Raw genomic sequence first — 20,330 nt, forward strand, 5'->3', positions numbered from 1 at the left:
CACACCCCGCTGATGGTCGTCAACATCGGCAAGCCGGGCGAGGACGCGTGGTACCCGCGCAGCCCGCGCCTGGCCTACGAGGACGTCGTCACGACCGTCTGAGCCACCGCTCGTACGACGAGGGCCGCCGCACCTTTCCGGTGCGGCGGCCCTCGTCGTACGTGGCCGGGCGGACGGACGTCAGGTCGTCTTCTTCGACTCCAGCGCGCCCGCCATCGCGACCAGCTGCTCGTACGGCGCCGTGCCCATCACCACGGTCGTGTGGCCCTGGTCCTGGCGGACGAGCGCGTCGTACTTGGGGCCGTCCCAGTACGTCCAGGTCGCGCCCGCGATCTGCTGCGACTTCTCGGTCTTCGTCGCGCTCCTGCTGACCTCGGCCACGAACTTGTCCGAGGGCGCCGTGGACTGCTCGATCGCGACGTACTGGTTCTGCGGATCGAGGAAGCCCAGGTGCCAGGCGTTGTTCTTGGCGCCGTCGTACGACACCGAGGTCGCGCGCCACTTGTCCTGGTCGGGCAGGCCGACGGGGGCCGCCACCGGGTACGGCGCGGCCCGGCGCACCGTGGTGAGCTCGACCTTGTAGTCGACGGTCTTGAGCGGAGGTGCGTCCGACTCGTCGTGCGGAATGAACACATAGATCACAGCCGCCGCGATGCCGATCACCGCCAGCGACTGCAGCATGTTCCGGACTGTCTGCTTGCTGCTGCGCGTTCCTGCCACGACCCCATGTTCTCAGGTCATGTCGCCGCTCATACGTGGACCCCTCTGCTCAATTTGTCGACGTACGGATAGAGTCCTAGCACCCTCTTATCCTGCGGCCGTCGCCGTACAGAAAGGTGCGCTCCGATGACCGAGCATCATCTGCCGTCCGAACTCGAGGTCTCCCCCGAGGCCCCCGACCGCAACCTGGCCCTGGAGCTGGTGCGGGTCACCGAGGCGGCCGCCATGGCCGCGGGCCGCTGGGTCGGCCGCGGAGACAAGATCGGCGCGGACGGCGCCGCGGTCAACGCCATGCGGACCCTCGTCTCCACCGTCTCGATGAACGGCGTGGTCGTCATCGGCGAGGGCGAGAAGGACGAAGCCCCCATGCTCTACAACGGGGAGCGCATCGGCGACGGCACCGGCGCCGAGGTCGACATCGCGGTCGACCCGATCGACGGCACCACCCTGAACGCCAAGGGCATGCCGAACGCGATCGCCGTGCTCGCCGCCGCCGACCGCGGCGCCATGTTCGACCCGTCCGCCGTGTTCTACATGGACAAACTGGTCACCGGTCCCGAGGCCGCCGACTTCGTCGACATCAACGCGCCGGTCTCGGTGAACATCCGCCGGGTCGCCAAGGCCAAGAACTCCTCGCCCGAGGACGTCACCGTCGTCATCCTCGACCGCCCCCGCCACGAGGGCATCGTCAAGGAGATCCGGGAGACCGGCGCGCGCATCAAGTTCATCTCGGACGGCGACGTCGCCGGTTCGATCATGGCCGTGCGCGAGGGCACCGGTGTCGACCTGCTCATGGGCATCGGCGGCACCCCGGAAGGCATCATCTCGGCCTGCGCGATCAAGTGCCTGGGCGGTGTGATCCAGGGCAAGCTGTGGCCCAAGGACGAGGCCGAGCGCCGGCGCGCGCTCGACGCCGGGCACGACCTGGACCGGACGCTCTCCACGAACGACCTGGTCAGCGGCGACAACGTGTTCTTCGTCGCCACCGGCATCACCGACGGCGAGCTCCTGCGCGGGGTCCGCTACCGGGCCGAGACGGCGACCACCCAGTCGCTCGTGATGCGCTCGAAGTCGGGCACGATCCGCCAGATCGACTCGACGCACCGCCTGTCGAAGCTGCGCGCGTACAGCCAGATCGACTTCGACCGGGCCAAGTAACCCCGGAAGCAAGGCAGTTCGTACGTAGGTGAAGGGGCGTCCCCGTTGTGCGGCGGGGGCACCCCTTCACGTACGCAGAGCCGGCTGCGCGGGCTATGCGGCGGACGCGGCCTTCTTGAGCTCCACCTCGCGCCGGCGCCTGCGGGCGATGACTACCCGGCGCTCGGCTGCGGTCAGGCCGCCCCACACGCCGTACGGCTCGGGCATGAGCAGGGCGTGCTCGCGGCACTCCACCATCACGGGACAGCGGGCGCAGACGCGCTTGGCGGCCTCCTCGCGGGAGAGCCGGGCGGCCGTCGGTTCCTTGGACGGGGCGAAGAAGAGACCCGCCTCGTCCCGGCGGCAGACCGCCTCCGCGTGCCACGGGCCCGCCTGATCCTCCCTGGCTGGACCACGCTGCGGCGGAACGGCGGCGACCTGCAGGGAATGATGCGGCGGATGCAGCACGGTCTACTCCTGACGACGGCTTCGCGAGCGAGCGACGATGCGACAGTCCCTACCCGCTGTACGCGTGCCTATGCACTGAGTTCCGTAGGGCGGAACTCCGCTCGGGCGCCGTTGGCCAAAACCCGGCGCCGCCGCGCGCCGATCCGGCCGTCAGGATTCGAGCCGCTTGCGCATCCGGTCGTGCAGGTCGGCGATGCGCTTGCCCCGCTTGGGCTTGGCCTCGATGTTGCCGAAGACGGAATATCCATTGACGACGACCACCGGCGCTTCAGGATCGTCGGCTTCCAGGGTGTGCACCTCGAAGTTGCCGAAGATTCCGGTGCCGCTGCCGCGCAGGCTCAGATTCTCCGGCACCCGCACCTCCACATTGCCGAAAATCGCAGTCGCGTTGATGACCGTCAGGCGCTGTTCGAAGAGCGCCTCGGTGAGGTCGATCTCCACGCTGCCGAACAGCGAGAAGGCGTTGGTGCGCTTCCCGACCCGCCAGCGGCCCTTGCGGGTGGAGGCGGAGAAGACCGCCACGAGGTTCTCGGCGTCGACGGGCGCCCCGGCCTCCGCCGCCTCGCGCGGGTCGGGCGCGGCCACCGGGCGCCGCCGGGCCCCGGCCGCGGGCAGGTCCTGCACCAGGGGTTCCAGTTCGCCCACGGTCTTGGCGCGGTAGACGGCGTCGATGCGCTCGGAGTGCTCCGCGGCGTCGAGGCGGCCCTCGGCCAGGGCGTCGCGCAGGATGTCGGCGATCCTGTCCCGGTCGGCGTCGGAGGCCCGCAGCGCCGGGGGCTCGGCATGCTTGACGAGGTCGGCCTTCGCGGGCTCCGCGGGGTCCGGCTGAGCGTGCTTTTCGAGGTCCACGGGGTCAGCGTACCCAAACGCGATAGATCGCGACTAGTCGCGGGGCGGAAGGGGCTCGACAACTGAGCCTTACCTCACAGGAACGGCGGCGTGGCGGCGGCATACGCTGGTGGGTGCTGTGCCAATGGAGGCACGCTGTCTGCCGAGTGAGGAATGGCCGTAATGCCAGAGTTTGCGTACTCCGATCTGCTCCCCCTGGGAGAGGACACCACGCCGTATCGCCTGGTGACCGCCGAGGGTGTCTCCACCTTCGAGGCCGACGGCCGTACGTTCCTCAAGGTCGAGCCGGAGGCGCTGCGCAAGCTGGCCGCCGAGGCGATCCACGACATCCAGCACTACCTGCGCCCGGCCCACCTGGCCCAGCTGCGGAAGATCGTCGACGACCCCGAGGCCTCCGGCAACGACAAGTTCGTCGCGCTCGACCTCCTGAAGAACGCCAACATCGCGGCGGCGGGCGTCCTTCCGATGTGCCAGGACACCGGCACCGCGATCGTCATGGGCAAGCGCGGCCAGAACGTGCTGACCCGGGGCGGCGACGAGGAGGCGCTCTCGCGCGGCATCTACGACGCGTACCTGAACCTCAACCTGCGCTACTCGCAGATGGCTCCCCTGACCATGTGGGAGGAGAAGAACACCGGCTCGAACCTGCCGGCGCAGATCGAGCTGTACGCGACCGACGGCGGCGCGTACAAGTTCCTCTTCATGGCCAAGGGCGGCGGCTCGGCCAACAAGTCCTTCCTCTACCAGGAGACCAAGGCCGTTCTGAACGAGTCCTCCATGATGAAGTTCCTGGAGGAGAAGATCCGTTCGCTCGGCACCGCCGCGTGCCCGCCGTACCACCTGGCGATCGTGGTGGGCGGCACCAGCGCCGAGTTCGCGCTGAAGACCGCGAAGTACGCCTCGGCGCACTACCTGGACGAACTCCCCTCCGAGGGCTCGGAGTTGGGGCACGGCTTCCGGGACGAGGAGCTGGAGAAGAAGGTCTTCGAGCTGACGCAGAAGATCGGCATCGGCGCGCAGTTCGGCGGCAAGTACTTCTGCCACGACGTGCGCGTGGTGCGCCTGCCCCGGCACGGCGCCTCGCTGCCCGTGGCGATCGCCGTGTCCTGCTCGGCCGACCGCCAGGCCGTCGCGAAGATCACCGCCGAGGGCGTCTTCCTCGAGCAGCTGGAGACCGACCCGGCGCGCTTCCTGCCCGAGACGACCGACGAGCACCTCGACGCGGGCGACGAGAACGTCGTGCGCATCGACCTCAACCAGCCGATGGACGCGATCCTGGCCGAGCTGACCAAGCACCCGGTCAAGACCCGCCTGTCGCTGACCGGCCCGCTGGTGGTGGCCCGCGACATCGCGCACGCCAAGATCAAGGAGCGGCTCGACGCGGGCGAGGAGATGCCGCAGTACCTCAAGGACCACCCGGTGTACTACGCGGGCCCGGCCAAGACCCCCGAGGGCTACGCGTCCGGCTCGTTCGGCCCGACCACGGCCGGCCGGATGGACTCCTACGTCGAGCAGTTCCAGGCGGCGGGCGGCTCCAAGGTGATGCTGGCCAAGGGCAACCGGAGCAAGCAGGTCACCGACGCGTGCGGCACGCACGGCGGGTTCTACCTCGGCTCCATCGGCGGCCCGGCCGCGCGGCTGGCCCAGGACTGCATCAAGAAGGTCGAGGTCGTCGAGTACGAGGAGCTCGGCATGGAGGCGGTGTGGAAGATCGAGGTCGAGGACTTCCCGGCGTTCGTCGTCGTGGACGACAAGGGCAACGACTTCTTCCAGGCCCCCGCCGAGCCGCCGACGTTCCTCAACATCCCGGTGCGCGGCGCCGCTCAGGCCTAGCCGCGCGTGGACCCGAATAGGGTCCAAAGGCCCTAAGGGCCCGGCGAATTGGCCACCTATCCTGGCATGTGTCCGCAATCGCCCCGACCGCCGCATCGGCCGGGGCGGTTCAACCACCAGGAGGGGTGGCGCAGTTGGGGATTTTTCACGGGCCCGGCGGGTTACTGGCGGTGCTCGACCGCGTGCTGCCACAGCGCCGCACGAAGGCGTCGCCGACGGCCCACGCGCTGGTCGGCGCGGCGGGCCGGGTGGTCACGCCGATCCCGCGCGGCGGCTACGGCGAGGTGCTGTTCTCCGTGCGCGGCCGGCCGCTGAAGTACGCGGCGCGGGCCCGCACCCCGCTCGCCTTCGGCGCCCAGGTCCGGGTGTCGGCCGCGCTGTCCCCGTCCGCCATCGAGGTCGCGCACCTCGGCCCCGCCGCGGACGGCTGTCCGTGACGGGGCCGGGCGGGCGTACCGGTCAGGCGAAGCGCTGGTTCGCGCCGGAGTCGCAGGGCCGCAGCGTGAGCGGGTCCTTGGCGGCGCCGAGCGTGGCGCACAGACCGGTCGCCGCGGCCGGGCGCAGGGTGCCGGACTGGCGCACCCACTGCTGGTTGGCGGCGCCCGAGCAGTTCCAGATGATCAGCTTGGCGCCGGCGGTGTAGTTCGCCCCCGGCACGTCGAGGCAGCGGTCCTGGGTGAGCTGGGTGTGCACGGACGCGCGGTCACTGTCGTACCACCAGCCCTGGTTGCGTCCGCCGTGGCAGTCCCAGCCGCCCACCGTCGTACCGTTGGCGCTGACGGCCGCGGTGACGTCGACACAGGTGCCGGTCGCCTCGTTCTTCAGCGGCCGGTAGGCGTCGTCCCAGGCCAGCGGGTAGAGCGTCGCGCTGCCGGTGGAGGCGGGGTCGGCGCAACTGCCTTCCCTGACACCGGAGTCGTAGAGCTGGGTGAGGCAGGACGCGAACGCGCCGTGGCCGCGGTAGTTGGGGTGGAAGGACTGGCGGACCGAGTTCGAGTCCGGCAGGCCGGGCTTGGACAGGTCGATGTAGAGGCCGCGGGCCCAGGTGTCCTCCATGCAGACCTCGTGGCCGTTGAAGAGCCTGGAGTTGTCGAGGTAGGTCACTCCGGTGTCCTCGGCCACCTTGCGCATGCCGACCTCGAAGGCGGGCACCGCGGTGTCGCGGCCCCACACGGTGTCGGAGTCGTAGCCGAGCCCGCCGCAGGCGAGCTTGCCCGGGAAGTTCGGGTTGTCGTGGAAGTCGGGCCCGATGGGGCTCGGGTAGCCCATCACGACGAGCTTGTACGAGCCGTCGGCGTAACCGGCGTCGCGCATCACGGTCTTGAGGTCGCTCACGGTCTGCTCGACCTTGGGCACCAAGGCATCCACCCGGGCCTGCCAGCCGGGCTGGTACTTGGACTGGCACGGTCCCTGGAGCAGCAGGTAGCGCTCGACGCAGTCGGTCATGACCGGGCCGAACTGGAGGTCGTCGTTGGCCCCGGCGACGAGCAGCACCATCTTGATGCGGGTGTTGCGCGCCTTGATGGCGAGGCTGTCGCTCTGCACGAGCTCGTCGGCGTACTGCTTGGTCCCGCCGATCCTGATGTTGCCGGTGTAGGCGCCCGAACAGGCCACGTTGTACGTCTCGTCGGCCGGGATGCCGGTGCGGTGGATCGCGGAGTCGGGCGAGCGGTGGCACCAGTTGTCGGGGCCGTTGGTGCCGGCCTCGTAGGTGCCGACGCCCTCGCCGGAGATCTCGCTGTCGCCGAGCGAGATCAGCCCGGTCCTGCGGTCGGCCATGGGCCGCTCGGCCGGGTCGCCGTACAGCTGGGTGGCCTCGGCCGCGCGGATCTTCTCCAGCTCGGGTGTGAGCGGGGTGGAGTAGCCGGACGGTGCGGACGCGGCCTGCGCGGTGGTCGCGCCGGCCGCCATGCCCCCGAAGGCCGCCGCCACGGCCACGGCGGCCGCGAACGTACAGCGAAGTCTGTGCCTGGTGCGCGTCATTGCGCCTCCCCGGTGGTTAGTTACCCCCGGTATTTACTGGCCGGTAGTGGGTGTTGGGAATAGCCAGAACAAGACAACCGCTCAACTTTTACGAACCGGCGCCCAACTGGGCCGCCCGGACGAACCTGCGCGCGCCCCGGGGTACCCGTCGGCCACCGGGTGCCGCCGGCGGGAACAGTGAGCGCGTCCGGGGTGCTGTCCGAGGTGGAGGTGATCGGCGATGGCCGACGAGCAGGAACAACAGGAACGACAGGGACGACAGGACTACCGCGTCGAGCACGACTCGATGGGCGAGGTGCGGGTCCCCGCGCGGGCCAAGTGGCGGGCGCAGACACAGCGGGCGGTGGAGAACTTCCCCGTCTCCGGGCAGCGCCTGGAGCGCGCCCACATCGAGGCGCTGGCCCGCGTCAAGGCGGCCGCGGCCAAGGTCAACGCCGAACTCGGCGTGCTCGACAAGGACATCGCGGGCGCGATCGAGGAGGCGGCCGGGGAGGTCGCCGAGGGGCGCTGGGACGAGCACTTTCCGGTCGATGTCTTCCAGACCGGATCCGGCACCTCGTCCAACATGAACATGAACGAGGTCGTGGCCACGCTCGCCACCGAGCGGCTGGGCCGCGGCGTGCACCCCAACGACCACGTCAACGCCTCGCAGTCCTCCAACGACGTGTTCCCCTCCTCCATCCACATCGCCGCGACGGCCGCCGTCACCGGCGATCTGATCCCCGCGCTCGACCACCTGGCGAGCGCCCTGGAGCGCAAGTCGGCCGAGTTCGCGGACGTGGTCAAGTCGGGTCGCACACACCTGATGGACGCGACGCCGGTGACCCTCGGCCAGGAGTTCGGCGGCTACGCGGCGCAGGTCAGGTACGGCATCGAGCGCCTGCGCTGCGCGCTGCCCCGGCTGGCCGAACTCCCCCTGGGCGGAACGGCGGTCGGGACCGGAATCAACACGCCGCACGGGTTCTCCGCCGCCGTGATCGCCGAGGTCGCGCGCGTCACCGGGCTGCCCCTGACCGAGGCGCGGGACCACTTCGAGGCGCAGGGCGCGCGCGACGGCCTCGTGGAGACCAGCGGACAGCTGCGCACCATCGCCGTCTCGCTCACGAAGATCTCCAACGACCTGCGCTGGATGGCCTCGGGGCCGCGCACGGGATTGGCCGAGATCAGCCTTCCCGACCTCCAGCCCGGCTCGTCGATCATGCCCGGAAAGGTCAATCCGGTCATTCCGGAGGCCGTCCTCATGGTCGCGGCCCAGGTCGTCGGCAACGACGCGACCGTCGCCACGGCGGGGGCGGCCGGCAACTTCGAGCTCAACGTGATGCTGCCGGTGATCGCCAAGAACCTCCTGGAGTCCGTCCGGCTGCTCACCAACGCCTCCCGGCTGCTCGCCGACCGCACCGTCGACGGCATCACCGCGAACGCCGAGCGGGCTCGCGAGTACGCCGAGTCCTCGCCCTCCGTCGTCACCCCGCTCAACAAGTACATCGGGTACGAGGAGGCCGCCAAGGTCGCCAAGAAGTCCCTCGCCGAACGCAGGACCATCCGCGAAGTGGTCCTGGACGGCGGGTACGTGGAGCGCGGCGACCTCACCGTCGAGCAGCTCGACGAGGCGCTCGACGTCCTGCGGATGACCCGCCCCTGAACCGGGGTGACCGGTATCCCAGCGGGGCCTTGACGGCACTCCGTAATATCTGCACATGGCAGGTACAGGAGGCGGCACCCCACACTGGGCGCCGGGGGAGCAGATCCTCTGGCGCTATCGCGATCACGCCCCCGGCCTGGAGGGCGGGCCCGGGGGGCGGTTCCACATCTGCCGTCCGGTCACGGTCGTCCAGGACACCGACGAGGTGCTCGCGGTGTGGATGGCGCCCGGCACCGAGTGCGTGCGCCCGGTGCTCCTGGACGGCCGCCCGCCGCACCGGGAGCCCCTCGCCACCCGCTACACCACCCCGCGCACCACGGAGCGCTCCCCGTGGTTCGGCAGCGGGGTGCTCAAGCTGGCGCGCCCCGGTGAGCCGTGGTCGGTGTGGCTCTTCTGGGAACGGGGCTGGCGCTTCAAGAACTGGTACGTGAACCTGGAGGAGCCGCGCGCTCGGTGGTCGGGCGGCATCGACTCGACGGACCACTTCCTCGACATCTCCGTTGCCCCGGACCGCAGTTGGCGATGGCTGGACGAGGACGAGTTCGCCCAAGCGCAGCGGGTGGGCCTGATGGACGCCGCCCTGGCCGGGCGGGTCCGCGAGGCCGGACAGGCCGCGGTCGAGGTGATCAGGGCGTGGGGGCGGCCGTTCTCGGACGGCTGGGAGGCGTGGCGGCCCGATCCGCACTGGCCCGTTCCCGCACTCCCGGCGGACTGGGATCGCACCCCGGCGCATATGACGTCGTGAGACCCTTGATGCGCCCCCGGGGTTCAAACGTAGGATCGTCCTCCGCAGGGCCGCGCAGGGGCCACCAGCACTGATCGGCGGCCCCGGTGCAACAATTGACCGTATGTCACCACAGGGGGGTGGAGCATGCCCGGTGTCGCCGCCGCCCGGACGGGTTCTGCCCCGCGCCTCAAGGACGTGGGGGAGGGTATACCGCGTGGAGCGACTGCATCGCGCATCCTTACCCTGTCGCTGCCACTGCCGCCGCCCGCGGCAGGGCGGATGTCTCATCCCGGACGGACGGAACCCGACGCGTGACGGAGCCCCAGCCCACCTCGCACGAGAGCCGGCGCAAGGAACTCGCCCGGCCCACCGAGCAGACCCTTCCCCACGCACTTGAGGAGCAGGGGAGGCCCCATGCGGAAGCCCAGGATCCGGGCGGCCCTGCCCGGCGCGGCCCGCTGGGCGCCCACGTCGGCGACCGGAGCGGCGGCGTGACCGCCTCCGTGCCCGGCCAGCCCGAGCGCGGCGGGCGGGACGCCGCGGCCGCCTCCGCCGTGCCCTCGGTGGGCGCGCCCGGAGGCCTCGGCGACAGCGGCGCGGGAGACGGACCGGGGGTCGCGAGGCCCGGCGACGGGGCGGCCGCGGTGGCCCGGCGCGAGGGCGACCGGCTGCGCTTCGTGGGCGCCGCGACCCGGCGGATCGCCCGCGGCATAGACCTCGACGAGATCGTCCTCGGCCTGTGCCGGGCCACCGTGCCCACCTTCTCCGACGCCATCCTGGTGCATCTGCGCGACCCGCTGCCGGTCGGCGACGAACGCCCCGCCACCCCGTTCGTGCTGCGCCTTCGCCGTACCGACCGGCTGCGTTTAGTGGACGAGGCGCTGAGCGAGAGCGCCGAGGCCGAGGGCCTCACGGTGCTCGGCGGCCCCGGCCCCGACCTCACCCCCGCCTCCGAGCTGTGCGAGGTGCGCACCGGCGGCGAGCTGAACGAGGTCCTGCGCGGGGTGCGGCCCGTCTTCGCGGAGTCCCCGGCCGCCCGCGCGGCCCTCGCCGAACTGCTCGGCCCGGACCGTACGGTGCCCGGCGGGCGGCGGGCGATACTCGCGCCGCTCCGTGGCCGGCGGCGGGTGATCGGCGCCGCCGTCTTCGTGCGCGGCCCCGAACGCCCCGCCTTCGAGGCCAACGACCTGTTGGTGGCGGCCCAGTTGGCGACCCACACGGCGCTCGGCATCGACAAGGCCGTCCTGTACGGCCGCGAGGCGTACATCGCCGACGAGCTCCAGCGCACCATGCTGCCCGACAGCCTCCCCCAGCCCACCGGCGTACGGCTCGCCTCGCGCTATCTGCCGGCGGCCGAGACCGCGCGGGTCGGCGGCGACTGGTACGACGCGATCCCGCTGCCCGGCAGCCGGGTCGCGCTGGTCGTAGGCGACGTGATGGGCCACTCCATGACCTCCGCCGCGATCATGGGCCAACTCCGCACCACCGCGCAGACGTTGGCCGGTCTCGACCTGCCGCCCGCCGAGGTCCTGCACCACCTCGACGAGCAGGCCCAGCGGCTGGGCACCGACCGCATGGCGACCTGCCTGTACGCGGTGTACGACCCGGTCGCGCACCGCATCACCATCGCCAACGCGGGCCACCCGCCACCGGTGCTGCTCCACCTCGGCGGCCGCGCCGAGGTCCTCCGGGTGCCGCCCGGCGCCCCGATCGGGGTGGGCGGGGTCGACTTCGAGGCGGTCGAGCTGGACGCGCCCGCGGGCGCCACGCTGCTCCTGTACACCGACGGCCTGGTCGAGTCGCGGCTGCGCGACGTGTGGACGGGCATCGAGCAGCTGCGGGAACGGCTCGCCGCCACCGCCCAGTTGACCGGCCCCGACCACTCGCCGCCGCTGGAGGCGCTCTGCGACGACGTGCTGGACATGCTGGGCCCCGGCGACCGCGACGACGACATCGCGCTGCTCGCCGCCCGCTTCGACGGCATCGCGCCCAGCGACGTGGCGTACTGGTTCCTCGACCCGGAGGAGACCGCGCCCGGCCGGGCCCGGCGGCTCGCCCGCAGGGCCCTGGAGCGCTGGGGCCTGGAGGAGCTGACCGACTCGGTGGAGCTCCTCGTGAGCGAGGTCGTCACCAACGCCGTCCGGTACGCCGAGCGGCCGGTCACGCTGCGGCTGCTCAGGACCGACGTGCTGCGCTGCGAGGTGGGCGACGACTCCCCGCAGCTGCCCCGGCAGCGCCGGGCGCGCGAGACCGACGAGGGCGGGCGCGGGCTCTTCCTGGTGAACCGCCTGGCCAGACGCTGGGGCGCCACCCGGCTCTCCGGCGGCAAGGTGGTCTGGTTCGAGCTGCCCACCCGTACCTGAACCCACCCGTACGCGGCCCCGCACGACGACGGCCCCCGCTCCGGTTTCCCGGGCGGGGGCCGTCGGCCGTGTCAGCCGTTGGGGTTGAGCGGGTCTACCGGCGGGCTCGCCCCGCCGGTCCCCGTCCCCGTCGAGGTCGTCGGGGACGGCGGCTTCGGCTTGTGCGAGGTCGTGTTGGACGGCGAGTTGGCCGGGTTGGACGGCGGGGCCGACGGCGGACTCGACGGCGACTTGGACGTCGAGTGCGAGGGCGGGGCCGACGCCGACTTGGACGGCGCGTGGGACGCCGGGGCCGACGGCGTGTAGTCCGGCTCCTTGGCCGCTCCCTGGTCGGTCTGCAGGTCGAACTTGTCGGCACCGTCCTTGACCGCGTCGAAGGTGTACGCGGCCCAGATGCGGGCCGGTATGGAGCCACCGTTGATGCGGCCGTCCTCACCGGCGCCGTTGGTCATGCTGACCTGGCCGCCCGCGGGGATGTTCACGTTCTTGCCGTCGACCTTGACGGTGCGCGCCTCGGCGGCCTGGCCCCACAGCCCGACCGAGGTGACCAGGTCCGGGGTGTAGCCGGTGAACCAGGCCGACTTGTTGTCGTCGGAGGTACCGGTCTTGCCCGCGACCTGCTTGCCGTTGCGGTTGTCGGCGTCCGCGACCGACGTCTTGGCCGTACCGTCGTCGACCACGCCGGTGAGCACCGAGGTGACGGCGTCCGCCGCGTCCCGGCTGATGACCTGGCTGCCGATGGGGTCGGGCTTGTCGTACTTGTGGTCCTTGTGCTCGGCCGACTTCACGATCGACGGCGTGACTTCCTTGCCGTGGTTGTCGAGCGTGGCGTAGACGGCGGCCATCTGGAGCGGGCTGGCGCCGTACGAGCCGAGCGTCATGGCGGGCACGGGCTTCAGGCCCTTGATGGACGTCATGCCCATGGCCACGGCGGTGTCCCGCACCTTGTCGAGATGAGCGTCGACACCCATCTGCGCGAAGACGGAGTTCACCGACTGGTTCATCGCGTCCTGGACGGTGATGGGGCCGTAGCTGTGCTCGTCCTCGTTCGGCGGGGCGAAGGCGATGTCGCTGCCCTTGACCGGCCGCCTGCTGTCACCGTTGTAGATGGTGTTCGCCTTGATCGGCTTGCCGTCCTGCGTCTCGGCCCCCTGGTTGAGGGCGGCCGCGAGGATCACCGGCTTGAAGGTCGAGGCCGGCTGGTAGCTGGTGTTGGTGGCGTTGCTGATCTGGTGCTTGATGAAGTCCTGGCCACCGTAGAGGGCGACCACCGAGCCGGTCTTCGGGTCCACCGAGGCCGCACCGGCCTGGAGGTCCTCGTCGACCTTGCGCTTCTTCGGGTCGAGCTTGCTGGTCAGCTGCGCCTTGACCGCGTCCTCAAGCAGCTTCTGCTTGGCGGGGTCGATGTTCAGCGTGATCGTCCAGCCGCCGCGGGCCAGGACGGCCTCGTCCACGCCGTTGCGCTGCAACTCCTTCTTCGCGGCATCGACCAGATAGCCGGTCTGGCCCTCCATGCCGGGGGCGGGCTTGGCGTCCATGGGCGGCGTGAACTTCAGCTTCGCCCGGTCCTGCGGGGACAGCCACTTCTTCTCGACCATGTTGTCGAGGGCCTTGTTCCAGCGCCCCTGCACCAGCTGCTTGCCGACCGGGCCGGCCGTCTGCCAGTCGTACTGACTGGGGGCCTGGAGCAGCGCCGCGAGGTAGGTGCCCTCCTCCAGCGTCAGCTTGGAGACGTCCTTGCCGTAGTACGCCTGGGCCGCGGCCTGGATGCCGTAGGCGCCCCGGCCGTAGTAGCTGGTGTTCATGTACCCGGCGAGGATCTCGTTCTTCGAGTAGCGCTGGTCCACCTTGAGGGAGATCACGATCTCCTTCAGCTTGCGGGTGACCGTCTGCTCCTGCGTCAGGTAGTTGTTCTTGACGTACTGCTGGGTGATCGTCGAGCCGCCCTGGGCGCCCTTGCCCATCAGGGTCTTGAGGATGCCGCGGGTGGTGCCCTTGAAGTCGACGCCCTTGTCGTCGTAGAAGGTCTTGTTCTCCAGGGCGACGAAGCTGTGCTGGATCGGCTCCGGGACCTTGTCGAGGCCGACGGTCTCGCGGTTCACCTTGCCGGAGCGGGCGAGCACCTGGCCGTTGGAGAGCTTGTAGACGTTGCTCTCCAGCTGGGTCTGGTCGTTGCCCGTGGGGATGGGCACCATCAGGTAGATGACGTAGAACGCGCCCATCGCGAGGAGGCAGAGGCCGAAGAAGGTGCCGAGCACCTTCTTCCAGGTGAAGAACCGGCGTATGCCCTTCTTCTTCACCTTCTGCTTGCCCCGGCGTGCCCCGCTCTGCCGGGCACGCCGCTCTTCCGCTCGGCCCATAACCTCAGTCGCTCGCCTTCATATGACTCACCAGACTCGCCAGATCAGCTCAGAAAACTAACACCGCACCTACGGACAAAGCGGATTCGATCACGTCTTTTCCGTACGTGAGAATGAGCACCTGCCCCATGGGAACCGACGATTGAACGGTGCCAAGGGTTGCGAGGGTTTCGGATGCTGCCCCGTTTTGCCCGGTAATGGAATGATCACGGACCGCTATGCACCCCGGGTATACATCGCAGGTATACCCGGTGCGTATAGTGCTGCCCATGAAGCGACGCCTGCACGATCTCGGCCTCGGCATACGGTTCGCCCTCGGCGGCGGACGCGAGGGCTGGGTCCGCACCCTGCTCACGGCCGTCGGGGTCGGCCTCGGCGTCGCCCTGCTGCTCGGCGCGGCCTCGGTGCCCCGGCTGGTCGACGAGCGGGCAGACCGCATCCACGACCGGCAGCCGTTCTCGGCGGGCTCGGACAAGAACACCCGGGGTCTGAAGGCCTCGCTCCTCTACGCCGACGCCGACACCGAGTACCGCGAGGACACCGTGGGCGGCAAGCTCCTGCGGCCCGCCCACGCCGACCCGGTGCTCCCGCCCGGCCTGAGCGCGATCCCGGCTCCCGGCACCATGGCCGTCTCCCCCGCGCTGCGCGACCTCCTCGACTCCTCCGACGGCGACCTGCTGCGCCAAAGGCTCCCGTACGAGATCACCGCGACCATCGGTGACGCGGGCCTGGTCGAACCGTCCGAGCTCTACTACTACGCGGGCAGCGCCACCCTCTCCCCCGACACCGGCGCCTCCTCGGCGGCCGGCTTCGGCAACATCGGCGAGGTACGGCCGCTCGACCCGATGCTGGTCGTGCTCGTCATCCTGATCTGTGTCGTGCTGTTGATGCCCGTCGCGATCTTCATCGCCACCGCCGTGCGGTTCGGCAGTGAGCAGCGCGACCGGCGGCTCGCCGCGCTGCGCCTGGTCGGCGCCGACGCCCGCACCACCCGCTGGATCGCCGGCGGCGAGGCCCTGGCCGGAGCGGCCCTCGGCCTCGCGACGGGCACCCTGCTCTTCCTGGGCGGCGCCCAGGTGCTCGGCCCCCTCGGCCTGTGGAGCTTCGGCTTCTTCCCCGGCGACCTCAGGCCCCTGCCCTGGCTGGCGCTGCTCGTCGCCGTGGCCGTGCCCGCCCTCGCCGTGACGGTGACCCTGGCCGCGCTGCGCTCGGTGGTCATCGAACCGCTCGGCGTCGTACGCGGCGCCCGCGCCCGGCGCCGCAGGCTGTGGTGGCGCCTGGCCATGCCCGGCGTCGGGGTGGGACTGCTCCTGCTGTCCCAGAACCCGGGCGCCCGGAACGCGCCCGTGTCGGTCCTGCCATCGGCCCTCGGGATCCAGCTCGGCGACTACACCGACTCGCTCTGCATCGCCACCGGCGCCACCCTCGTGCTCGCCGGGCTCATCACCCTGCTGCCCTGGCTGGTCGAGGCGGTGGTGGGCAGGCTGCGCGGCGGCTCGCCGGCTTGGCAACTGGCCGTGCGGCGGCTCCAGTTGAGCAGCGGCACGGCGGCGCGCGCGGTCAGCGGGATCACCGTCGCGGTCGCCGGGTCGGTGGCGCTCCAGATGTACTCCGTCGGCATCCACGACGACTTCAACAAGGTGACCGGCGCCGACGCGAGCCGCGCCCAGTACACGGTCCTCGCCGACTATCCGGACGCGAAGCTCGCCGAGCGGATGACCGCGTCCTTCCGGAACACCCCGGGCGTACGGAAGGCGATCGGCTCCGTCACCAGCTACGTGTCCTGGCCGGGGCCCGTCCCGGCCGACGACATCCGCCCCCTCACCACCCTGACCGTCGGCGACTGCGCCACCCTGCGCGAGCTGGCCCGCATCGACTCCTGCCAGGACGGCGACACCTTCGTGGTGCACCCCTCCGGCGACCCGGACAAGGCCGCCTGGGTCGACCGCACGGCCCGGGTGGGCCAGCCGGTCAACACCGCCCCGGACGAGCCCGGCGTCCCGCACAAGCTGTGGACGCTGCCCGCCTCCGCCCGTACCGTCGTCGGCCGCCCGGACCCCACCGGCGGGGTGCAGTACGGCATCTTCGCGACGCCGGCCGCCATCGACACCTCCCTGATGACCTCGGTGGCCCGCACCTCCGCCCTGCTCACCGTCGACCAGGAGGTGCCGGACGCCGCCGAGCACATCCGCAACACCGCGGCGAAACTCTCCCCTCAGCTACAGGTCAGGACGGTGCGCACCATCGAACGCGACCAGCAGTACACGGGCATCCAGACCGGACTCCAGGCCGCCTCCCTCGCCACGCTCGGCCTGATCGGGGCCGCCATGCTGGTCTCGCAGCTGGAGCAACTGCGCGAACGCAGGCGCCTGTTGGCGGCCCTGGTGGCCTTCGGCACCCGGCGCGGCACCCTGGCCGGCTCGGTCCTGTGGCAGACCGCGGTGCCGGTCGCCCTCGGGATCGGCCTCGCGGTGGCGGGCGGCCTCGCGCTCGGCGCCCTGATGCTGCGGATCATCGGCAAGACCGTGACCGACTGGTGGCTCTTCCTGCCGCTGGCCGGGGCGGGCGCCGCGGTGATCGGTGCGGTGACCCTGCTGAGCCTGCCGCCGCTGTGGCGGCTGATGCGCCCCGACGGGCTACGCACCGAATGACCTTCCCCAAACCACCCACACCTCGCGGCAGTTGAGAAGAAGGGATCACCCCATGTCCATCGGCCACACCCTCCTCGGGCTCCTGGAGTCGGGCCCACGCCATGGGTACGACCTCAAGCGCGCCTTCGACGAGAAGTTCGGGCACGACCGTCCGCTGCACTACGGGCAGGTCTACTCGACGATGTCCCGCCTCCTGAAGAACGGCCTCGTCGAGGTCGACGGCGTGGAGGCGGGCGGCGGGCCCGAGCGGAAGCGGTACGCGATCACCGAGGCCGGCGTCACCGACGTCGAGGCCTGGATCCGCCAGCCGGAGAAGCCCGAGCCGTACCTCCAGTCGACCCTCTACACCAAGGTCGTCCTCGCCCTGCTGACCGGCCGCGACGCGGGCGACGTGCTCGACACCCAGCGCGCCGAGCACCTGCGTCTGATGCGCGTGCTCACCGACCGCAAGCGGCACGGCGACCTCGGCGACCAACTGATCTGCGACCACGCCCTGTTCCACCTGGAGGCGGATCTGCGCTGGCTCGAACTGACCGCCGCCCGCCTCACCCAGCTCGCCACGGAGGTACGCGCATGACACCCGCCGGCTCCCTGCTCGTCGCCCAGGACCTGCACAAGGCCTACGGCCCGACCCCGGCCCTGGACGGCGCCGAGTTCTCCATCCACCCCGGCGAGGTCGTCGCCGTGATGGGCCCCTCCGGCTCCGGCAAGTCGACGCTGCTGCACTGCCTCGCCGGGATCGTCACACCGGACTCCGGGAAGATCCTCTACGACGGCCGTGAACTGTCCGCGATGTCGGACGCCGAGCGCAGCGCGCTGCGCCGCACCGAGTTCGGCTTCGTCTTCCAGTTCGGCCAGCTGGTCCCGGAGTTGACCTGCGTCGAGAACGTCGCCCTGCCGCTGCGCCTGACCGGCGTCAAGCGCAAGGAGGCCGAGCGCAGGGCGCTGGCCTGGATGGAGCGCCTGGAGGTCGCCGACCTCGGGCACAAGCGCCCCGGCGAGGTCTCCGGCGGTCAGGGCCAGCGGGTGGCCGTGGCCCGCTCGCTCGTGACCCAGCCCCGGGTCGTCTTCGCCGACGAGCCGACCGGCGCGCTCGACTCGCTCAACGGCGAGCGCGTCATGCAGCTGCTCACCGAGGCGGCCCGCTCCACCAACGCGGCGGTCGTCCTGGTCACCCACGAGGCCCGGGTCGCCGCCTACTCGGACCGCGAGATCGTCGTGCGGGACGGGAAGTCCCGCGACATGATGCTGGAGCACTCCGTATGAGCCTGCTCCGTGATCTCGCCCTCGGCGCCCGGTTCGCCCTCTCGGGCGGCCGGGAGGGCTGGACGCGCACGCTGCTCACCGCGGTCGGCGTCGGCCTCGGCGTGGCCCTGCTGCTCGGCACCACCGCCCTGCCGGGAGCGTTGACCGCCCGGCACGAGCGGGACAACGCCCGCAACGACTACGGCGCTTCGGTCGACTCGGGCCCGGCGGCCGACACCCTGCTCATCGGCCGCGCGGACACGCAGTACCGCGGCGACGACATACGCGGGCGCCTCCTTCAGCCGGAAGGCGCCAAGGCGCCGGTGCCGCCGGGCGCCTCCACCCTCCCGGCGCCGGGCACCATGGTCGTCTCGCCCGCCCTGCGCGACCTGCTCGCCTCGCCCGAGGGCGCGCTGCTGCGCGAGCGGATCCCGTACAAGATCAGTGCGACCATCGCCGACCAGGGTCTGATGGGTCCGCACGAGCTCGCCTACTACGCGGGCAGCGACGCCCTCAAGCAGCGCAAGGACGCGGCGGACGGCCCCGGCGAGGTGCTGCGCGTCAACGCCTTCGTGAACAAGCAGCCCCAGGAGAAGCTCGACCCGGTCCTGGCGCTGCTCATCGTGATCATCTTCGTGGTGCTGCTCATGCCGGTCGGCGTGTTCATCGCGGCCGCCGTACGGTTCGGCGGCGACCGGCGCGACCGGCGGCTCGCCGCCCTGCGCCTGGCCGGGGCGGACCGCCGGATGACCCGGTGGATCGCGGCCGGCGAGGCGCTGGCCGGAGCCGTGGTCGGCGTCGTGGTGGGCTCGCTGTTCTTCCTGATCGGCCGCCAGTACGTGGGCGACATCTCGGTGGCCGGGCTCAACGTCTTCCCGTCCGACGTCGACCCGAACCCGCTGCTCGCGGCGGGCGTGGCGCTCGCGGTGCCCGCGGCGGCGGTCGCCGTGACCCTGTTCGCGATGCGCTCGGTGGTCGTCGAGCCCCTGGGCGTGGTGCGCACCTCCATCCCGCGCAGGCGGCGCATGTGGTGGCGGGTGCTTCCGCCGCTCGCCGGTCTCGGCCTGCTCGTCCCGATGATGGGCCGCGGCCGCGACCGGGGCACGTTCAACCAGGCTCAGGTGATCGGCGGCACGGTGCTGCTGCTCATCGGCGTCACCGCGCTGCTCCCCTGGCTGGTGGAGGCGGTCGTGCGCAGGCTGGGCGGCGGCTCGGTGGGCTGGCAACTCGCCGTCCGAAGGCTCCAGTTGACGTCCGGTTCGGCGGCCCGGATGGTGAACGGCATCGCGGTCGCGGTGGCCGGTGCCATCGCGCTCCAGATGCTCTTCGGCGCCGTCGAGGGCGACTACGTCAAGGCGAGCGGCGAGGACACCGGCCGCGCGCAGCTGGTCGTGCCGCTCGGCAACGCCTCCCCCGACCAGCAGGCCCGCGAGGTCCAGGTCCTGAGGAACACCGAGGGCGTCACCCACGCGGTCGCCCTCGGATCGCTGGAGGGCGGCGAGAAGGCCAAGGAGCCCCAGCACTACACCTCCGTCACGGTCGGCACCTGCGCGGACCTGCGCGAGGTCGCCACCCTGGCCGCCTGCAAGGACGGCGACGCCTTCCTCGCGACCGGCGGCGACTGGGAGGGCGAGCGCGCCGTGACCCCGGGCAGCACGCTCTACCTCGACCCGACCAACGGCGGCTCCGTCCGCAGGGGGGCGGAGGTCCCCTGGACCGTCCCGGCCGCCGTGACGAAGGCCCCGGCCCGGCCCGACCCGATGGGCCAGCGCCGCAGCGGCGTCCTGATCACGCCGGGCGCGCTCCCGCCGGGGGCGAAGCTGCCGACCCGCTCCACGGTGTTCGTCTCGACCGCCGCGGGCGACTCCCTCGCCCGGGAGCGGGTCCTGAACGCGGCCACCCGGGCCGACCCGCTCACGTCGGCGCGCTCGCTGAACGACCTCCACACCTCGACCCGGTTCGCCGGGGTCCGCAGGGGCCTCTACATCGGGGCCGCCGCAGTGCTGATGCTGATCGGCGCGAGTCTGCTCGTCTCGATGCTGGAGCAGCTGCGCGAGCGCAAGAAGCTGCTGTCGGCGCTGATCGCGTTCGGCACCCGGCGCACCACGCTGAGCTGGTCGGTCCTGTGGCAGACCGCCGTGCCGGTCGCTCTCGGCCTGGCGCTCGCGGCGGTGGTGGGCCTCGGCCTCGGCTCGGTCCTGCTCCGGATGGTGGGCCGTTCGGTGACCGTCGACTGGGTCCCGGCGGTGTCGATGGTCGGCATCGGCGCGGGCGTGGTCGTCCTGGTCACGGCCCTGTCGCTGCCGCCGCTGTGGCGGCTGATGCGACCCGACGGGCTGCGCACGGAGTAGC

The 20,330-nt window shown here is 71.4% G+C and carries 15 protein-coding genes and 1 pseudogene; 11 read left to right on the forward strand and 5 right to left on the reverse strand.

All coding sequences use genetic code 11. From position 1 onward, the window contains the following. Positions 1-102 (forward strand): annotated as a pseudogene (locus DT019_RS12930) (nitroreductase family protein); the annotation flags it as partial. A 78-nt stretch (positions 103-180) separates the two neighbouring features. Here the strand turns inward: DT019_RS12930 and DT019_RS12935 are convergent. Next, complete coding sequence (locus tag DT019_RS12935; RefSeq protein WP_114036933.1) at positions 181-720, reverse strand: DUF4245 domain-containing protein; 540 nt, start codon at positions 718-720, stop codon at positions 181-183. 126 nt (positions 721-846) lie between these two features. Here DT019_RS12935 and glpX point away from each other — a divergent pair, with 126 nt between their 5' ends. Continuing rightward, a complete protein-coding gene (glpX, locus tag DT019_RS12940; protein ID WP_114036934.1) occupies positions 847-1,878 on the forward strand; it encodes a class II fructose-bisphosphatase in 1,032 nt (343 codons plus the stop codon). Between the two features lie 93 nt (positions 1,879-1,971). Here the strand turns inward: glpX and DT019_RS12945 are convergent, their stop codons facing one another. Both DT019_RS12945 and DT019_RS12950 read right to left on the reverse strand, forming a co-directional pair. Next, positions 1,972-2,325, reverse strand: coding sequence for a WhiB family transcriptional regulator (locus tag DT019_RS12945; RefSeq protein ID WP_053726269.1), 354 nt, complete (start codon positions 2,323-2,325; stop codon positions 1,972-1,974). A gap of 150 nt (positions 2,326-2,475) precedes the next feature. Then, positions 2,476-3,174, reverse strand: coding sequence for a DUF1707 domain-containing protein (locus DT019_RS12950; protein WP_114036935.1), 699 nt, complete (start codon positions 3,172-3,174; stop codon positions 2,476-2,478). A 162-nt stretch (positions 3,175-3,336) separates the two neighbouring features. On the opposite strand from DT019_RS12950, the gene DT019_RS12955 reads away from it, so the two are divergent. Continuing rightward, on the forward strand, positions 3,337-5,007 hold the full coding sequence (locus DT019_RS12955) for a fumarate hydratase (RefSeq protein WP_189389498.1): 1,671 nt from the start codon (positions 3,337-3,339) through the stop codon (positions 5,005-5,007). 134 nt (positions 5,008-5,141) lie between these two features. Further along, entirely contained in the window at positions 5,142-5,444 is a 303-nt protein-coding gene (locus DT019_RS12960) for a hypothetical protein (protein ID WP_147267306.1), read from the forward strand. 22 nt (positions 5,445-5,466) lie between these two features. Here DT019_RS12960 and DT019_RS12965 read toward each other — a convergent pair whose 3' ends face one another. Continuing rightward, the gene (locus DT019_RS12965; protein WP_114036938.1) at positions 5,467-6,990 is read right to left on the reverse strand and encodes a ricin-type beta-trefoil lectin domain protein; all 1,524 of its coding nucleotides are present in this window, start codon (positions 6,988-6,990) and stop codon (positions 5,467-5,469) included. A 220-nt stretch (positions 6,991-7,210) separates the two neighbouring features. Between DT019_RS12965 and DT019_RS12970 the strand changes: the two genes are divergently transcribed. The 3 genes from DT019_RS12970 (at position 7,211) to DT019_RS12980 (ending at position 11,722) form a co-directional block, all read left to right on the forward strand. Next, a complete protein-coding gene (locus DT019_RS12970; protein WP_114036939.1) occupies positions 7,211-8,632 on the forward strand; it encodes a class II fumarate hydratase in 1,422 nt (473 codons plus the stop codon). Between the two features lie 55 nt (positions 8,633-8,687). After that, positions 8,688-9,377, forward strand: a complete 690-nt coding sequence (locus DT019_RS12975; protein WP_114036940.1) for a DUF402 domain-containing protein — start codon at positions 8,688-8,690, stop codon at positions 9,375-9,377. Positions 9,378-9,670: 293 nt separating this feature from the next. Next, the gene (locus DT019_RS12980) at positions 9,671-11,722 is read left to right on the forward strand and encodes an ATP-binding SpoIIE family protein phosphatase (RefSeq protein ID WP_114036941.1); all 2,052 of its coding nucleotides are present in this window, start codon (positions 9,671-9,673) and stop codon (positions 11,720-11,722) included. A 71-nt stretch (positions 11,723-11,793) separates the two neighbouring features. On the opposite strand, the gene DT019_RS12985 is transcribed toward DT019_RS12980, so the two are convergent. Further along, complete coding sequence (locus DT019_RS12985) at positions 11,794-14,082, reverse strand: transglycosylase domain-containing protein (RefSeq protein ID WP_114036942.1); 2,289 nt, start codon at positions 14,080-14,082, stop codon at positions 11,794-11,796. A gap of 269 nt (positions 14,083-14,351) precedes the next feature. Between DT019_RS12985 and DT019_RS12990 the strand changes: the two genes are divergently transcribed. The 4 genes from DT019_RS12990 to DT019_RS13005 are packed head-to-tail and all read left to right on the forward strand — an operon-like array spanning position 14,352 to position 20,329. Continuing rightward, the gene (locus tag DT019_RS12990; RefSeq protein ID WP_114036943.1) at positions 14,352-16,733 is read left to right on the forward strand and encodes an FtsX-like permease family protein; all 2,382 of its coding nucleotides are present in this window, start codon (positions 14,352-14,354) and stop codon (positions 16,731-16,733) included. A gap of 52 nt (positions 16,734-16,785) precedes the next feature. Continuing rightward, positions 16,786-17,310 carry a PadR family transcriptional regulator gene (locus DT019_RS12995; protein WP_114036944.1) on the forward strand — a complete coding sequence of 175 codons (525 nt, stop codon included), beginning with the start codon at positions 16,786-16,788 and terminating at the stop codon, positions 17,308-17,310. Beyond that, the gene (locus tag DT019_RS13000; protein WP_114036945.1) at positions 17,307-17,999 is read left to right on the forward strand and encodes an ABC transporter ATP-binding protein; all 693 of its coding nucleotides are present in this window, start codon (positions 17,307-17,309) and stop codon (positions 17,997-17,999) included. Before DT019_RS12995 ends, DT019_RS13000 begins: the two co-directional genes overlap by 4 nt. Further along, entirely contained in the window at positions 17,996-20,329 is a 2,334-nt protein-coding gene (locus DT019_RS13005; protein WP_114036946.1) for an ABC transporter permease, read from the forward strand. Before DT019_RS13000 ends, DT019_RS13005 begins: the two co-directional genes overlap by 4 nt. The last annotated feature ends 1 nt before the right edge of the window (position 20,330 follow it).

Source organism: Streptomyces sp. SDr-06 (genome assembly GCF_003324565.1).
Lineage (GTDB): Bacteria > Actinomycetota > Actinomycetes > Streptomycetales > Streptomycetaceae > Streptomyces.

Excerpts from the sequence above, each read along its gene's own strand:
- glpX (WP_114036934.1), top strand. The coding sequence starts at position 847 with ATGACCGAGCATCATCTGCCGTCCGAACTCGAGGTCTCCCCCGAGGCC.
- DT019_RS12955 (WP_189389498.1), top strand. The coding sequence starts at position 3,337 with ATGCCAGAGTTTGCGTACTCCGATCTGCTCCCCCTGGGAGAGGACACC.
- DT019_RS12965 (WP_114036938.1), bottom strand. The coding sequence starts at position 6,990 with ATGACGCGCACCAGGCACAGACTTCGCTGTACGTTCGCGGCCGCCGTG.
- DT019_RS12970 (WP_114036939.1), top strand. The coding sequence starts at position 7,211 with ATGGCCGACGAGCAGGAACAACAGGAACGACAGGGACGACAGGACTAC.
- DT019_RS12975 (WP_114036940.1), top strand. The coding sequence starts at position 8,688 with ATGGCAGGTACAGGAGGCGGCACCCCACACTGGGCGCCGGGGGAGCAG.
- DT019_RS12985 (WP_114036942.1), bottom strand. The coding sequence starts at position 14,082 with ATGGGCCGAGCGGAAGAGCGGCGTGCCCGGCAGAGCGGGGCACGCCGG.
- DT019_RS12990 (WP_114036943.1), top strand. The coding sequence starts at position 14,352 with ATGAAGCGACGCCTGCACGATCTCGGCCTCGGCATACGGTTCGCCCTC.
- DT019_RS12995 (WP_114036944.1), top strand. The coding sequence starts at position 16,786 with ATGTCCATCGGCCACACCCTCCTCGGGCTCCTGGAGTCGGGCCCACGC.
- DT019_RS13000 (WP_114036945.1), top strand. The coding sequence starts at position 17,307 with ATGACACCCGCCGGCTCCCTGCTCGTCGCCCAGGACCTGCACAAGGCC.
- DT019_RS13005 (WP_114036946.1), top strand. The coding sequence starts at position 17,996 with ATGAGCCTGCTCCGTGATCTCGCCCTCGGCGCCCGGTTCGCCCTCTCG.